The 13,849-nt window shown below is 72.7% G+C and carries 16 protein-coding genes; 7 read left to right on the plus strand and 9 right to left on the minus strand.

Going from position 1 to position 13,849, the window contains the following annotated elements; all coding sequences use genetic code 11:
• Positions 1-46: 46 nt before the first annotated feature.
• The gene (locus ACS3YM_RS00005; protein WP_439937999.1) at positions 47-1,399 is read left to right on the plus strand and encodes a DUF222 domain-containing protein; all 1,353 of its coding nucleotides are present in this window, start codon (positions 47-49) and stop codon (positions 1,397-1,399) included.
• A 223-nt stretch (positions 1,400-1,622) separates the two neighbouring features.
• A complete protein-coding gene (locus tag ACS3YM_RS00010; protein ID WP_439938000.1) occupies positions 1,623-2,327 on the plus strand; it encodes a VOC family protein in 705 nt (234 codons plus the stop codon).
• Here the strand turns inward: ACS3YM_RS00010 and ACS3YM_RS00015 are convergent.
• From ACS3YM_RS00015 to ACS3YM_RS00040, 6 genes are read right to left on the minus strand one after another with little or no spacing between them, the layout of a single operon-like run.
• Positions 2,290-2,691 carry a MerR family transcriptional regulator gene (locus ACS3YM_RS00015; protein ID WP_439938001.1) on the minus strand — a complete coding sequence of 134 codons (402 nt, stop codon included), beginning with the start codon at positions 2,689-2,691 and terminating at the stop codon, positions 2,290-2,292. The two genes, ACS3YM_RS00010 and ACS3YM_RS00015, sit on opposite strands and share 38 nt — an antisense overlap.
• On the minus strand, positions 2,685-3,125 hold the full coding sequence (locus ACS3YM_RS00020) for a hypothetical protein (protein ID WP_439938002.1): 441 nt from the start codon (positions 3,123-3,125) through the stop codon (positions 2,685-2,687). Before ACS3YM_RS00020 ends, ACS3YM_RS00015 begins: the two co-directional genes overlap by 7 nt.
• Positions 3,126-3,172: 47 nt before the next feature.
• On the minus strand, positions 3,173-4,702 hold the full coding sequence (locus ACS3YM_RS00025; RefSeq protein WP_439938003.1) for a sodium/solute symporter: 1,530 nt from the start codon (positions 4,700-4,702) through the stop codon (positions 3,173-3,175).
• Positions 4,699-5,091 carry a hypothetical protein gene (locus ACS3YM_RS00030; protein WP_439938004.1) on the minus strand — a complete coding sequence of 131 codons (393 nt, stop codon included), beginning with the start codon at positions 5,089-5,091 and terminating at the stop codon, positions 4,699-4,701. Before ACS3YM_RS00030 ends, ACS3YM_RS00025 begins: the two co-directional genes overlap by 4 nt.
• Before the next feature lie 10 nt (positions 5,092-5,101).
• Positions 5,102-5,821, minus strand: coding sequence for a LytR/AlgR family response regulator transcription factor (locus tag ACS3YM_RS00035; protein ID WP_439938005.1), 720 nt, complete (start codon positions 5,819-5,821; stop codon positions 5,102-5,104).
• The gene (locus ACS3YM_RS00040) at positions 5,818-6,948 is read right to left on the minus strand and encodes a sensor histidine kinase (protein WP_439938006.1); all 1,131 of its coding nucleotides are present in this window, start codon (positions 6,946-6,948) and stop codon (positions 5,818-5,820) included. The genes ACS3YM_RS00035 and ACS3YM_RS00040 overlap by 4 nt, the downstream gene beginning before the upstream one ends.
• Before the next feature lie 104 nt (positions 6,949-7,052).
• Here ACS3YM_RS00040 and ACS3YM_RS00045 point away from each other — a divergent pair, with 104 nt between their 5' ends.
• Genes ACS3YM_RS00045 through ACS3YM_RS00060 form a run of 4 tightly spaced genes read left to right on the plus strand, consistent with a single transcriptional unit; the run spans position 7,053 to position 9,641 of the window.
• Positions 7,053-7,655 carry a hypothetical protein gene (locus tag ACS3YM_RS00045; RefSeq protein ID WP_439938007.1) on the plus strand — a complete coding sequence of 201 codons (603 nt, stop codon included), beginning with the start codon at positions 7,053-7,055 and terminating at the stop codon, positions 7,653-7,655.
• A 33-nt stretch (positions 7,656-7,688) separates the two neighbouring features.
• Positions 7,689-8,024, plus strand: a complete 336-nt coding sequence (locus ACS3YM_RS00050; RefSeq protein WP_439938008.1) for a hypothetical protein — start codon at positions 7,689-7,691, stop codon at positions 8,022-8,024.
• The gene (locus ACS3YM_RS00055) at positions 8,024-9,226 is read left to right on the plus strand and encodes a hypothetical protein (RefSeq protein ID WP_439938009.1); all 1,203 of its coding nucleotides are present in this window, start codon (positions 8,024-8,026) and stop codon (positions 9,224-9,226) included. Before ACS3YM_RS00050 ends, ACS3YM_RS00055 begins: the two co-directional genes overlap by 1 nt.
• Position 9,227: 1 nt before the next feature.
• Positions 9,228-9,641 carry a hypothetical protein gene (locus ACS3YM_RS00060; protein ID WP_439938010.1) on the plus strand — a complete coding sequence of 138 codons (414 nt, stop codon included), beginning with the start codon at positions 9,228-9,230 and terminating at the stop codon, positions 9,639-9,641.
• 13 nt (positions 9,642-9,654) lie between these two features.
• On the opposite strand, the gene ACS3YM_RS00065 is transcribed toward ACS3YM_RS00060, so the two are convergent.
• Together ACS3YM_RS00065 and ACS3YM_RS00070 are read right to left on the minus strand one after the other, a co-directional pair.
• Positions 9,655-10,503 (minus strand): class I SAM-dependent methyltransferase, encoded by an 849-nt coding sequence (locus ACS3YM_RS00065; RefSeq protein WP_439938011.1) that lies wholly within the window; start codon positions 10,501-10,503, stop codon positions 9,655-9,657.
• Positions 10,504-10,513: 10 nt separating this feature from the next.
• Positions 10,514-11,812 (minus strand): hypothetical protein, encoded by a 1,299-nt coding sequence (locus ACS3YM_RS00070; RefSeq protein WP_439938012.1) that lies wholly within the window; start codon positions 11,810-11,812, stop codon positions 10,514-10,516.
• 108 nt (positions 11,813-11,920) lie between these two features.
• Between ACS3YM_RS00070 and ACS3YM_RS00075 the strand changes: the two genes are divergently transcribed.
• The gene (locus ACS3YM_RS00075) at positions 11,921-12,637 is read left to right on the plus strand and encodes an oxidoreductase (RefSeq protein ID WP_439938013.1); all 717 of its coding nucleotides are present in this window, start codon (positions 11,921-11,923) and stop codon (positions 12,635-12,637) included.
• Between the two features lie 294 nt (positions 12,638-12,931).
• Here ACS3YM_RS00075 and ACS3YM_RS00080 read toward each other — a convergent pair whose 3' ends face one another.
• On the minus strand, positions 12,932-13,729 hold the full coding sequence (locus ACS3YM_RS00080; RefSeq protein WP_439938014.1) for an HAD family hydrolase: 798 nt from the start codon (positions 13,727-13,729) through the stop codon (positions 12,932-12,934).
• Between the last annotated feature and the right edge of the window lie 120 nt (positions 13,730-13,849).

Below are 13,849 nucleotides of genomic sequence, written 5' to 3' on the forward strand. Positions count from 1 at the left end.
ATACGTTCGTACTCTAGGTTCCGGGGAGAGGAGGTGGAAGCTTAGGATGACAGCGACCACCGACGCCCTTCAGCCCGAGACCTCCTGGTCGGCCGAGGAGCTGCACGCCCTGGCCGACGTGCTGGCGGGCATGTCCGCCGCGGACCTTCCGGTCGCCCTGCTCGACCAGCTCGATGCGCTCGAGCGAATCAAGTCAGCTGCCGCCGCCGCCCAAGTGGTGATCGCCGCCTCGTTCGCCGACACGGTGGAGGCTGCCGACGATGTGCCTGCGGACGGCCGGAGGCGGCCTCCTCGTGGGATGTCGATCGGGGCGGAGGTCGCGCTCGCCGTCCGCACCAGCCCCCACCGGGGCGAGCAGCGGGTCCTGCTCTCGCGTCGGCTCCGTGACGACCTGCCCGGCGTCCACGACGCGCTTGGTCGCGGCGAGATCTGCGAGGACCAGGCCTTCGCAGTCGCCCGGGGGGTGGCCCACCTCGACTCCCACCAGCGCAGACTGGTCGACGCGGACCTGGGTGCCACCCCCGGCGGGCTCGCGGTCCTCGGCGACGAAAAGCTCCGCCAAGCCGTACGCCGCTCCTGCCTCGCCGTCGCCGCTGACGCCGAGACCCGCCGCCACCGCCGGGCCCGCGCCGACCGGCATGTCACCACCCGCCAGCTCGACGACGGCACCGGCCGGGTCACCGCGATCGTCTCGGTCGAGCACCTCGCCGCCGTGCGTGCGGTGCTCGACGACGCAGCCGCGGCAGCTCGGGCGGCCGGCGACGAGCGCACCGGTGGGCAGGTCCGCGCCGACACCCTCGTGCACCGCATCACCGGGCACGACCCCGTCCAGCCGCTCCCGGTCCGGGTCAACCTCGTGATCGCCTTCGAGTCACTGCTCGAGGGCGACGAGCCCGGCCACGTGCCCGGGATTGGATGGCTGCCCGCCGGCCTCTGCAGCGACCTGGTCCGCGCCGCCTCGGCGGCGGCGAAGGCGACCCTGCGCCGCCTCTTCGTCCGCCCCGCCGACCGGGCCCTCATCGCCATGGAGTCGCACAGCCGCACCTTCCCGCCCGCCCTGGCCGAGCTCATCCAGCTGCGCGACGGCGGACTGTGCCGCACGCCCGGCTGCAACGCCCCGATCCGGCACCATGACCACGTGGTGCGCGCCAGCGACGGCGGACCCACCAGTGCCCACAACGGACAAGGCCTCTGCGAACGCTGCAACTACCTCAAGGAGACCCCCGGCTGGGCCTCCTGGGTCGCGAGCACACCCGACACCGGACCCCACGAGGTCCACGGCGCGACCGAGCATCTCCGCATCCTGAGATCGACCGCACCGCCACTACCCGGCAGGCACAACGACCACTACTCACCCGCCGAGCTCCGCCTCGCCCAAGCGCTCACTCTGGCCTCCTGAGCGAGAGCACCGCGCCCGCCGCGGGCGTACAACCGGCGCGATCAGTAGCTGCCGTTCCCCAGGCCGCCGTCACCGCCTCCCCCGTAGAGGACCACGAGGACGAGCAGGATCGCGGCGAGGACGCCCACGACCCAGAGGGGCCACCGGTTTCGCGTCACCGTCCGAGTCTGATCCGACGTAGCCGTGCTGACCAGCGCCCGGCGTGACTGCCTACGCTGCCGGGATGGCTGCCCGACTGCACGCGCTGACCGTCCTTGCCTCGGATCCCGAAGTCCTCGCGTCGTTCTGGGGCGACCTGCTCGGCTGGGAGCGCTCGGGGCTCGACCTGCTGCCGGACGCCGACGCGCCCATGCGGCTGTCGTTCGAGCACGCCGACCTGCCGCATGACCTGCTCAACCAGATCCACCTCCACCTCACCAGCTACACCGCTTCGCAGGAGGCCACCGTCGCCCGCGTGCTCGAGCTGGGCGGTTCGCACCTCGACGTCGGCCAGCTGCCCGAGGAGGCCCACGTCGTCCTCGCCGATCCGGAGGGCAACGAGTTCTGCGTGATCGAGGAGACCAACGACTGGCTCGCCGGCACGGGGTTCCTCGGCGAGCTGGCCTGCGACGGCACGCGAGAGGTCGGAGTCTTCTGGAGCGAGGCGCTCGGGTGGCCGCTCGTGCACGACGAGGACGGCGAGACCGCGATCCAGCCACCCGAGGGCGGCATGAAGATCGCCTGGGGCGGTCCGCCGCTCAACGAGCGCCCCGCCCGCAACCGGATGCACTTCGTCCTGGTCGCGGAAGACCTCGGCGCCGAGGTCGAGCGGCTGGTGTCGCTCGGCGCCTCTGTGGTCGCGCGCGGTGACGACATCGAGATGGCCGATCCGGACGGCAATGAGTTCCGCCTCAGGCGAACGCCTCCGAGCTCGCCAGCGCACCCATGACAGGGCACGGCACGTCGGGCTCGACGCACTGGGCGTCCAGCAGCCCGGCCAGCGCCGCGCGCATCCGCACCAGGTCGGCGATCCGCTGGTCGACCTCGACGAGCTTGGCCCGCCCGAGGGCGGTGACCTCGCCCGAGAGCGGCCCGGAGACACCTGTCACCTCGAGCAGCGCTCCGAGCTCGGCGAGGGTGAAACCGAGCTCCTGGCCGCGCTTGAGGTAGCGCACCCGGGTCACGTCGGCGTCGTCGTACTCGCGGTAGCCACCGCTGGTGCGGTGCGGCGCCGCGAGCAGCCCCCGACGCTCGTAGAACCGGATCGACGAGACCTTGACGCCCCCGGCGGCGGCCAGCTCGGAGATCAGCATGGCGCGAGCGTACGGCGCTCCGCTCCGAGCGCGCGGACGACGACCGCCCCCTGCACGATGCCCCATGCGACCTCGGGGACGAGGAAGGCGACGAGCACCGGCGACGCCCCCTGCGTGAGCGCCCACGCGAAGCACGTCGAGAACAGCAGCCGGGCGACCGTGGCCGCCGCGCCCAGCACCGGCTCCGGCCGCAGGATGCGGAGCACCGCCCAGACCGAGACGATGCTGCCCAGCAGGTTGGCGAGCAGGATCGTGAAGGCGTCGTCGGCCACCGGGACGGCGCCCGACAGGCCGAGGGCCCGGTGGACATCGCCCATCGAGCCGAGCGCGAGCGCGGCGGTGACCGGGAGTGCGAAGCCGGCGGTGACGACGAGGTCGTAGACGGCGGAGGCCCGGATGACGCGGGCCGCAGGAGTGCTGGGTGAAGTGGTCATGGCGGCAGCCTGGACCCCGCACCATGGTGCAGGGTCAAGTCGGCCGCTCAGCGCTGGAGGTCGACGGCCTCGGGGGTGTGGAGGCGGACCATGAAGCGCCCGGCGTGGGCGGGGACCGAGGACCGGGTGAGCCGGGAGACCACGACCATCGTGAGGAACGACGCGGGCACCGACCAGGCCGCGGGCTGGCCCAGGAGCGCGGTGGTCCACCCGGGCGAGTGCGAGGCGGCGAGCGTCCAGGTGACCGCGACCCCGGACCCCAGCCCGCCCACCAGCAGCCCCGCGACCGCGCCGTACGGCGTGAGGCCCCGCCACCAGATCCCGAGCATCAGCAGGGGTGCGAAGGTCGAGGCCGTCACCGCGAAGGCCAGGCCGACGGTCCGCGCGACGGCGACGTCCTGGGCCGGCAGCGACATCAGCAGGGGTACGACGACCGCGATGGCCGCCGCGACGCGGAACGCCGCCACCCCGCCCAGGCGGTAGCGCCCCCAGCGCCGGCCCGTGACGTCCTGGGAGAGCACGCCGGCCACGGCGATGGTCAGCCCTGAGCTCGTCGACAGGAACGCCGCGAAGGCGCCCGCCGTCACGAGCCCCGTGAGCACGGCGCCCAGCAGCCCGCCGACCATCAAGGACGGCAGCTCGAGCACCAGCACGTCGGAACGACCCGACACCAGCGCGGGCGCGTAGATCCGGCCGAGGGCGCCGTACAGCGGCGGCAGGACGTAGAAGATGCCCAGCAGCACCAGCACCGCCAGCGTCGTACGACGTGCGGCCCGGCCGTCCGGGTTGGTGTAGAAGCGCACGACCACGTGCGGCAGCCCCATCGTGCCGAGGAAGGTCGCGACGATGAGGGAGTACGTCGTGTAGAGCCCGATGCCGCCACCGGGCGCGGCCAGCGGGACCGACCACGCCGCGGGCGCCGCGTGGGTCGGGTCGGCGGCGCCGTCGGAGGCCCAGACGGCCAGGAGGACGAAGATCGGGACGAGCAGGGCGGTGAGCTTCAGCCAGAACTGGAAGGCCTGGACGAAGGTGATCGACCGCATCCCGCCGGGGCTCACCGACGCGAGCACCACCAGCGCGACGACCAGCGACCCGGCCCACGTGGGGGCACCGATGGTGGCGCGCAGGGTGACGCCGGCGCCCTGGAACTGCGGCAGCAGGTAGAGCCAGCCGATCCCGACGACCAGCACCGAGCAGAGCTTGCGGACCCCGCGCGAGCCCAGCCGCGCCTCGGCGAAGTCGGGCAGGGTGTACGCCCCCGAGCGCCGCAGCGGCGCGGCGACGAGCACCAGCAGGACGAGGTAGCCGGCCGTCCAGCCGACGGGGTACCAGAGCATCTCCGCGCCGAAGGTCAGCAGCAGGCCGGCGACCCCGAGGAACGAGGCGGCGGAGAGGTACTCCCCGCCGATCGCGCTCGCGTTGAGCCGCGGACGGACGGTGCGCGAGGCGACGAAGAAGTCGCTGGTCGTGCGGGAGATCCGCAGCCCCCAGGTGCCGATCGCGAGGGTGGCGAGAGAGACCAGGACGACCGCGACGATGCCGGGGACGACGTCGGTGCTGACCGCGGTGAGCCTCACGGGCGCTCGTCCGGGGCGACCGACCCGACGAGGTCGGCGAAGTCGCGCTCGTTGTGCTCGGCCCGGCGCACGTAGAACCAACCGAGCAGCACCAGCCACGGGTAGGTCAGGGCTCCGAGCAGCAGCCACGCGAGGGGCACCGGCCCGACCCGCACGTCGCCGAGCGAGGGGACGAGGTGGAACAGCACCGGCAGCAGCCCGACCGTGAGCCCCAGCGCGACCAGCACCCGCGCCGCCAGCGCCAGCTGCTCGCGCAGCAGGGAGCGCATGAAGACCTCGCCCAGCGCGGTCTCCGCGTCGATCTCCCGCGTCCCCGGAGTGCGTACGACGTCCGCGCGCCGCCGCGGCGGCCCGGTCACCCGGACCCGCTGAGGCGGCTGCTCGTTCACGGCACGGACCTCACGCGAGCGGCTCGCGCCGGGTGAGCACCGACCGCAGCTCACGCGTGTGCCGGCGGCTGACCGGCAGCTCGACCCCGCCGATCACCACGCTGACCCGGCCGCCTTCGCTGCGCACCTCCTGGACGTGGGGGAGCGCGACGAGGACGGATCGGTGGATCCGCACGAAGCCGGCCGGCGCCCACTGCTCGGCGAGGGAGCTGAGCGGCGTGCGCACCAGGTGCGACCCCTCGGCGGTGTGCAGCCGTGCGTAGTCGCCCTGCGCCTCGACGTGGGTGATCTCGGAGCGGTTGATGAAGCGGGTCACGCCGCCGCGCTCGACCGGGATCTGCACGTCGCCCGACGGTGCCGGGCCGCCGGCCTCGACCACGCGTCGTACGGCCTCGGCGAGGCGCTCCTCGCGCACCGGCTTGAGGACGTAGTCGACCGCGCGCAGCTCGAAGGCGGCGACCGCGTGCTCCTCGTGGGCGGTCACGAAGACCACCGGCGGCGGAGACTTGAAGCGGGACAGCACCTGCGCGAGGTCGAGCCCGGTCAGGCCGGGCATCTGGATGTCGAGGAAGACCGCGTCGACCTCCTCGGCCTGCAGCACCCGCAGCGCCTCGGTGGCGGAGTCGCTGCCCATGACCTCGCCGATGCGCGGGTCGCGACCGAGCAGGAAGGTCAGCTCGTCGAGGGCCGGTCGCTCGTCGTCGATGACGAGCACCTTCAGCGGTGTCATACCTGAACCCCCGGGGCGAACTTCGGCACCCGCACGATCACCTTCGTGCCGGCGCCGGGCGCGGTCTCGACGACCAGACCGTAGTCGTCGCCGTAGGCGTTGCGCAGCCGTGCGTCGACATTTCCCAGCCCGACCGAGTCCATCGACACGTCACCGGCGAGCGCCTGCCGCACGCGCTCGGGGTCCTCCCCGGTGCCGTCGTCCTCCACCTCGAGGAGGCACTCCTGGCCGAGGTCGCGCGCGGTGATCGAGAGCCGCCCGACGCCGTCCGCCTTGTCGCCGCTGGCCTCGAGCCCGTGGCGTACGGCGTTCTCCACCAGCGGCTGGATGCACAGGAACGGCACCGCGACGGGCAGCACCTCCGGCGCGATCTGCAGCGTGACCTGGAGCCGCTCGCCGAAGCGCGCCTGCTCGAGCAGGAGGTAGCGCTCGACGGACCGGAGCTCCTCGGCGAGCGTCGTGTACTCCCCGTGGCGGCGGAAGGAGTAGCGGGTGAAGTCGGCGAACTCGAGCAGCAGCTCGCGGGCGCGGTCGGGGTCGGTGCGCACGAAGCTGGCGATCGCGCCGAGCGAGTTGTAGATGAAGTGCGGGCTGATCTGCGCCCGCAGCGCGCGCACCTCGGCCTCCATCAACCGGGTCCGCGACGCGTCGAGCTCGGCGAGCTCGAGCTGCCCGCTCACCCACGACGCGACCTCGTCGGCCGCCCGCACGAGGCCGCCGGTGGTGTGCGGGGTGCCGACGACCAGGGCCCCGACGAGGGTGTCCTCGACCACGAGCGGGCTCACGATCGCCTGGGTCACCGGGCATGCGCCGTCGTCGCAGACCAGCGTGCGCTCGTCGACGATCATGGTCCGTCCGCTCTCGGCGACCTGGCGCACCGTGGCCGCGAGCTGGCTGCGGTGGTGGCCGCCGAGGCCGTCCCACGCGAGCAGTCCGTTGGTGTCGCCGAGCCCGGCGGCGGGGGTGCCGAGCAGCGCGCGCAGGTGGCGCACGGACCGCTCGGCGCTCGCCGTGGTCAGCCCCTCGCGCAGCGCCGGGCTGGCCAGCGAGGCGTTGTGCAGCGCGCGGAAGGCAGCACGGTCGGCCTCACCACCCAACGACGTACGTCGCCAACGCCACCTCGCCACGCCAGCGACCCTAGTCGGGGGCGGGCCCCGGTGGGGCCGCACCGTCGAGGCCCCGCCCGGCCGGTCGGGGTTTACCGATGCGGGGCGAGGGCAGAGTGAGGACCATGCAACGACGTTCCGTGGCCCGGAGGATGGGCGCAGCCCTCCTCGTCGGACTCCTCTGCGCGGGGTGTGCGGACGACCCCGAGCCGGAGGACGTCGACACCACGTCCGAGCCGGAGCCCTCGTCGGAGTCGCCGGTGGAGACGGCCGTCGAGACCCCGGTCGCCGGCTCGGGGGCCGACGTGGACCCGGCGGACGCCACGGCCTGGTGCGGCGCGATCACGCCCGAGCAGCTCGCCGGCCTGACGGGGTTCGAGGTGGAGGGCGTGGACGACTTCGGCACGGGGCTCACGACCTGCGGCGGCAACCTGCCCGGCGTGGACCTGCGGATCTCCTGGGGCGGCGAGCCCACCGGGAAGAGCTTCGAGCAGCTGGAGGCGAGCTACGCCAGGCCGGCAGGGGTCTACGAGTCGAGCACCGTCGAGCTGGACGGCGGGCAGGAGGCCGTGGTGGCCCTCCAGCCCAGTGTGAGGACGGCCTTCGCCGGCACGGTGGTGGACGGTCGGCACACGCAGGTCGTCGTCTCGGCGGTCGCGGCGCAGGACGCCGACCCCGCAGAGCTGGGCGAGATGGCGCGCCAGATCCTCGCCGTCTACTTCGACTGACCTGATCGATCCACGAACGACCAAGGGGGACCTGTGGGTGCGGACGAGCTCATCATCCGGTGGGGCAACATGGAGAAGCTCTTCGAGGACATCGAGAAGGTGGGGGCCCAGGCCGGCGACGTCGAGACCTACGCCCGCGAGCAGGTCTTCGACCGGTCGGGCTTCGACTACGACCTGTGCGTCCTCAAGCCGCTCGCCGACATGATGGACACCCTCGGTGACGTCTTCGGTGACCTGCGCGAGACCTTCGACACCCGGTGGGAGGCGCTGGTGGCGGCGCTCGCGGTCTCGGCCAAGGAGCTCGAGGAGACCGACGGGCTCCAGCAGCACGGCTACCTGAAGGCCTACACCGACCTGGTGGGTGAGTGATGGCCTGGTTCGAGATCGACGACGTCGCCTCCGTCCTGGAGGAGCCCCCGGAGGGCACCCAGAGGGTGCGCGGCCACGACCGGACCTACGGCGAGATCCGCGACGGCTTCGACTCCGTCCGCGACGCCTGCAACGACGGGATCAGGAAGGTCAACGGCTGGCTGGAGCAGGCGGGCCGCTCCGAGCGGCTGCCGACCCTCACCGAGAAGAGCCTCGACGAGTACGTCGTCTTCCCGTTGTCGGGCAACTACTACCGGATCCAGCAGAACGGCGCGGCCTGCAAGATCCTGCGCCAGGGGATGTCCACCTGGGGCAACAACTTCAACACCCTGGTCTCCAACTCCGCCCTCGCGTTCGAGGGCGACGTGAGCACCTCGTTCGTCGCGCACCTCGGGGCCTACAACCTGGTCATGCAGGGCGTCGGAGCGGTCATGAGCTCGGGATCGAAGGTCTTCGACTCCATCGCCACGGTCTCCGAGCGCATCGCGATCCAGGTCGAGAAGGCCCTCGTCGAGATGGGCAAGAAGCTGCTCAAGCTCGCCAAGGTGGTCGGCAAGCGGTTCCTGGGCGGGTGGGTGTCCGCCGCGCTCCTGGTCAAGGACCTCGCCGAGCACGGCCTCGCGGTCATCACCGACGTCGTGGACGACGTGAAGTGGTGCATCGCCGCCATCGACCAGTGCTTCGCGCTCAAGGACGAGATCGAGGCCTGGGCGAAGACCCAGGCCGACCGCCTCGACGCCTTCAAGGAGATCGCCGAGATGATCGACCAGCTGCCGTACGTCGACATCGGCACCCCGCTGAAGGACCTCGAGCCGCCCGACCTCGGCGACATCAGCGACATCCTCGACGGCATCGACCCCGACTTCACGCAGTCCGAGGAGGGCCAGGAGGCCGAGGACACCGTCGAGGAGGCGAGCGACGACCTCGTGACGGGCAGCGGCTACATCGATCCGTCCTGGGCCGAGGCGTGCGTCGCGCCGCCGCCGGGGATGGCGCACCTGCCCTACATCCCCGGCGACCCGGCGCTCGACGTGCCGCGCAACCCCATCACCGGCGAGCCCGACCCCACCCTGCGATGGCTCGAGCCGCCGCAGCCGGGCGTGTCGAGCAAGGCCTACTACGAGCTCTACGACCGGTGGCGCACCAACCTCCCCGCGCCGTACTACGCCCCGCCCGCGCACGGGAAGCCGAGAGGAGCCTGACGTGGAGATCTACGACGCCTCGACCCCGCCGCCGGCGGAGCGCACGGCCGACGTGCTGAAGCGGCTGCAGGCCGACGACGCCGAGCGCCGCCTGTTCGCCCTCTTCGACGAGATCGACGAGATGATCGACGAGGGCCGCGCCCGCGACCGCGAGCAGGGGATCGACCCGGGCATCCTCGCCCGCCTCGACGCGATCAGCGGCGCGGACGAGGCGCCGTACGACTTCCGCGACCTCCACCGCCGGGCCCGTGCCGGCACCCTCACCTGGGAGGAGCTCTGGCTGGCGCCCGAGGAGGAGCCCGGTGGGCGCGACCTCATCCACGAGGCGATGAAGGCCGAGGGCGCGGAGCTCGCCGCGCTGCTGCGGACCTTCGACGAGGAGGCTCCGCCCGGGTCCGGCGTGCTCGGCCGCTAGCCCCGCCAGCCCGTCAGCGGAAGTCGATCAGCAGCATGTCGGTGTCGGTGCCGTCGCTCACCACGGGACCGTCGTGCGGCGCCTCGGCGTCGTCGGTCGGGGGCTCGTCCCGGTCGGTGACGACGGCCCGGTAGCACCGGGTCACGTAGGGGATCTGCATCCCGTCCATGCCGCGGCCGTAGTCGTCGTAGAAGGCGAGCAGCTCGGCGAGGCGCTCCTCGCGGGCCACGTCGTCCATCGTCGCGAAGCTGGAGCGCGACCGGGCCAGGTCGAGGACCGACTCGCGGTTGACCTCCTGCCAGTGCTTGAAGGCCGCCTCCTCCATGAAGCCGAAGAGCCCGCTGTGCACGAGCTGCTGGGCCGAGGAGGTGTCGAGGTCCTCGCGGCCGAGGATGTCGCCCATCCGCCGCACCCACGGGATCCGCTCGTCGCGGCTGTTCCACACCAGCGCCACATGGCCGCCGGGCTTCAGCACGCGCGCGATCTCCGCCAGCGCGACCTCGTGGTCGAACCAGTGGAACGCCTGCGCGACCACCACGACGTCGACCGAGCGGTCGTTGGCCGGGATCTCCTCCGCGGTCGCGACCTTCGCGCTCACCTCGGGCACCCGCTCGCGCAGCACCGCGAGCATCGCCTCGTCGGGCTCGGTCGCGAAGACCGCGTGGCCCTGGTCCACGAGCTGACGGGTGAGCTTGCCCGTGCCGGCGCCGAGCTCGAGGACGACCTTGGCCTCCCCGCCCGCCAGCCACGCCACCGCCTCGGAGGGGTACGCCGGCCGGCCCCGGTCGTACGCCTCGGCGACCGACCCGAAGGAGCGAGCCCGGTCCGGAGGGGCGGTGGTGTCAGGGAGTTCGTCGCTCATCGGGGACAGGCTACAAGCGGGCCTCGCAGCCGTGCCGCTCCTCCGCCTCGCACACGTCGCGGCCCTTCCGGCCCTGCGCCTCGTCGTTGCCCGAGCCGCCGAGCAACCGGTCGGGGCCCGGGGTGCCGCTGAGCACGTCGCGGCCGGCTCCACCGACGAACGTCGCGCTCCGCCCGCGGCACGGGAGCGTCTCGTCGGTGTCCTGGCGGAGGTAGGAGATCACGTCGCGGCCACCGAGGCCCTCCACGCGGGCCCGGCACGCGTCGACGGAGAGGGTGTTCTTGCGGGTGGTGCCGACCAGTCGGACCCGCTGCGCCATCACCCCGGCGCTCTCGAAGGCACGTGCAGACGTCGTGCGTTCCCGCTGGAGCAAGCCCGTGGTGAGGCGGCCTCGGTCCAGGTCGAGGTCGACCACCTCCTGGCCCGGCATCGTCAGCGTGAGCTGGTCCCGCGCGCCCGCGCCGCCGTCGTACGCCGTGAGGTCGTGGAGCTCGTGCTCGGCGCGCACCCGCAGCCGGTCCGAGCCGCCGTTCATCTCGACCCGGTGGTCGAGGAACCGCCACGCGGTGAGGTCGAGGGCCTCCGAGGTGTCGCTGCCGACGAAGTGGAACGGGCCGGACCCGTCGGGGGTCACGATGTCGAACTGGGTGAACCCGGGGATCGCCAGGGTCGGCAGCCCCTCCTGGGTCAGGGTCCCGGCGACGTTGTCGAGGACGACCCGGCCGTGCGTGTCGAGCTCCAGCGACAAGCGGCTGTACCTGCCGCCGTCGAGGACGCTGGTCGGGGTGGGGATCCCGTGCCACGTGAGCGTGCCGCGACCGAGGCTGATCTGGTCGGCGTTGGCGACACCGTCCTGTCCGGAGACGACGACGTCGTCGTAGTCGCCGCGGGTCTCGATGACGTCCGTCTCCGTGTCGAGGGACTGGGTCGTGCCCGTGCCCGCGGTGACCGACTCGCCGAACCTCGAGCCGGTGAAGCGGTCCGCGCCGGTGCCGAGCACGGTCGTGCTGCCGGACCCGGCGCCGGTCGCGTCGACGACGTCGTGCCCGTCGCCCGCGTCGATCCTCGCGGACCAGTTGGTGCCGGTGACGCAGACCAGGTCGTCACCACCGAGCGCCCAGACGAAGGTCGAGCCCTGGGTGACGATGACGTCCGGCCCCTCGGTGCCGCGCAGCTCGCGCTGGGCGGTGCTCCCGACGATCGTGGCGGGGACGCCCTGGCAGGTCTCGCCGACGGCGCTCGCCGAGGGGACGACGGCGGCGAGCGTGGCCACCAGGGTGGCGGTGGCGAGGACGGGGAGGAGGCGCATCTGGCTGCTTTCGTGGGACGGGCGTGGACGGTCGCGACGCTAGTGGCTGTGTGACGGGGATGGGACGCAGCGGCGGGCCCGGAAGTTGTCGCGACTACCGTCCTCCCCATGACCGACCCGCTCGCCTGGCTCACCGACCTCGAAGGGGTGCGCTCGGCCTACGCCGGCACCCGTGACGGGATCGACGTGATGCTGCGCGACCGCGGCCTGCGTCGTACGTCGCCGGAGATGACCGCGGAGTCGCTGCTGCGCGGCGCCCACGCGAGCGCCGTGCTCGAGGGGTCGAGCGCCACGGTCGAGCAGGTGCGGGCGGGCGAGACCGATGCGATCGCGGCCGACGCGGTGCGGCTGTCGGCCTCGATGCTGGCGCTGGCGCCGCTGCTCAAGACCGCCCCGCTGCAAGCCATCGCGCGGCTGCACGCCGTCGTCGGCTCCGCCGCGCTCGACCCCGAGCAGCTGGGGCGTCCGCGCGACGCGGCCTCGGCCGACCGGCTGCGCGGCGTCGCCGAGCTGCTGCTCTCCGGCACCGACGCGCCAGCTCTCCTGGTCGCCGCGATCGCCCACGCGGACGTGGCCACGGCCGCGCCGTTCGCCTCCCACAACGGGATCGTGGCCCGGGCGCTGGAGCGCCTGGTGCTGGTCTCGCGTGGCGTCGACGCCAAGTCGCTGGTCGTGCCGGAGGCCGGGCACCTGGCCCACCGGGCGGCGTACGAGTCCAACCTGCGCGCCTACAGCGAGGGCGGCCCGCGTGGGGTGCACGCCTGGGCGCTCTACGGGGCCGAGGCGTTCGCGGCGGGCGCCGAGGCCTCACCGCTGCGGGGCTGACTGCGGCGAGCGGGCCGGCGCATGCGAGCGGCACCCGCTCACATGGATCGGGTGCCGCCGCTGACACGTGTTGTCGTGGCTACCAAGCGTGCTCTTCTCAATCGCTGCCTCGGGCAGATCCCGAATGGCCAGCACCCCATCGGATGGGTGGATCGCCGCGTGGGTACCTGACACACGTGCTGCTTGTGGAGTTCTTGAGTCAGTTCTAGTCCGGCCGCACGGCACCTTCAAGGACCTGGGAGCCTTGACTTTGGACCCCGGCGGTGGGTGCACGGGGAATCGGGCGGAACTGCCTCAGGCGCCCGCGTCGCGGCGTCGGCGGTTCGCCCAGAACATGCTGCCGGCGGCCACGGCGCCCCCGACGGCGAGCGCGGCGAGGGTCGGCTTGGCGGGCGGCAGCGGGACGCGGGGGCGCAGCGCGACCGGACGGACGAAGGCCAGCACCGGCCAGTCCTTGCTGGTGGCGATCCGGCGCAGCTCCCGGTCCGGGTTGACCGCGAACGGGTGGCCGACGACCTCGAGCATGTGCACGTCGGTCACCGAGTCGCTGTAGGCGTAGGACTCGGCGAGGTCGTAGCCGACGGTCGCGGCGAGGTGCTGGATCGCGCGCGCCTTCTCCTCGGCGTAGGCGTAGTAGTCGATGTTGCCGGTGTACTTGCCGTCGACGATCTCCATCCGCGTCGCGATCACCCGATCGGCCCCGAGCAGCTGGCCGATCGGCTCGACGACCTCGGCCCCGGAGGCCGAGACGATCACGATGTCGCGCCCCTCCAGCCGGTGCTCCTCGATGAGGCTGACGGCCTCGTCGTAGACGAGCGGCTCGACGATGTTGTTGAGCGTGTCGTGGACGATCTCGCGCACCGTGGCCACGTCCCAGCCGGCGCACAGCTGCGACATGAACTGGCGCATCTTGTCCATCTGGTCGTGGTCGGCGCCGCCGGTGAAGAAGACGAACTGGGCGTACGCCGAGCGCAGCATCGCGCGCCTCGAGATGAGGCCGCCCGCCTGGAACTCACGGCTGAAGGCCAACGTGCTCGACTTGGCGATGATCGTCTTGTCGAGGTCGAAGAAGGCCGCTGTGGGGCGGGTCATGCGCTCATCGTAGGGGCCGCCGACCCCGCGTCCCGGGCCGCCGGGCGTCCACAGGAGCGCTGGGTCGCTGGTTGTCCACATGGCCTCCGCGACGCGCGTGCTCGCGGTCGGTGGTGTCGT

Origin of the sequence: Nocardioides sp. N13(2025), from assembly GCF_051912545.1 — a bacterium.
Lineage (GTDB): Bacteria > Actinomycetota > Actinomycetes > Propionibacteriales > Nocardioidaceae > Nocardioides.

What these genes read in the sequence shown, in the direction of transcription:
- ACS3YM_RS00005 (WP_439937999.1), top strand. Translation starts at nt 47, where the DNA reads ATGACAGCGACCACCGACGCCCTTCAGCCCGAGACCTCCTGGTCGGCC.
- ACS3YM_RS00010 (WP_439938000.1), top strand. Translation starts at nt 1,623, where the DNA reads ATGGCTGCCCGACTGCACGCGCTGACCGTCCTTGCCTCGGATCCCGAA.
- ACS3YM_RS00015 (WP_439938001.1), bottom strand. Translation starts at nt 2,691, where the DNA reads ATGCTGATCTCCGAGCTGGCCGCCGCCGGGGGCGTCAAGGTCTCGTCG.
- ACS3YM_RS00020 (WP_439938002.1), bottom strand. Translation starts at nt 3,125, where the DNA reads ATGACCACTTCACCCAGCACTCCTGCGGCCCGCGTCATCCGGGCCTCC.
- ACS3YM_RS00035 (WP_439938005.1), bottom strand. Translation starts at nt 5,821, where the DNA reads ATGACACCGCTGAAGGTGCTCGTCATCGACGACGAGCGACCGGCCCTC.
- ACS3YM_RS00045 (WP_439938007.1), top strand. Translation starts at nt 7,053, where the DNA reads ATGCAACGACGTTCCGTGGCCCGGAGGATGGGCGCAGCCCTCCTCGTC.
- ACS3YM_RS00055 (WP_439938009.1), top strand. Translation starts at nt 8,024, where the DNA reads ATGGCCTGGTTCGAGATCGACGACGTCGCCTCCGTCCTGGAGGAGCCC.
- ACS3YM_RS00065 (WP_439938011.1), bottom strand. Translation starts at nt 10,503, where the DNA reads ATGAGCGACGAACTCCCTGACACCACCGCCCCTCCGGACCGGGCTCGC.
- ACS3YM_RS00070 (WP_439938012.1), bottom strand. Translation starts at nt 11,812, where the DNA reads ATGCGCCTCCTCCCCGTCCTCGCCACCGCCACCCTGGTGGCCACGCTC.
- ACS3YM_RS00075 (WP_439938013.1), top strand. Translation starts at nt 11,921, where the DNA reads ATGACCGACCCGCTCGCCTGGCTCACCGACCTCGAAGGGGTGCGCTCG.
- ACS3YM_RS00080 (WP_439938014.1), bottom strand. Translation starts at nt 13,729, where the DNA reads ATGACCCGCCCCACAGCGGCCTTCTTCGACCTCGACAAGACGATCATC.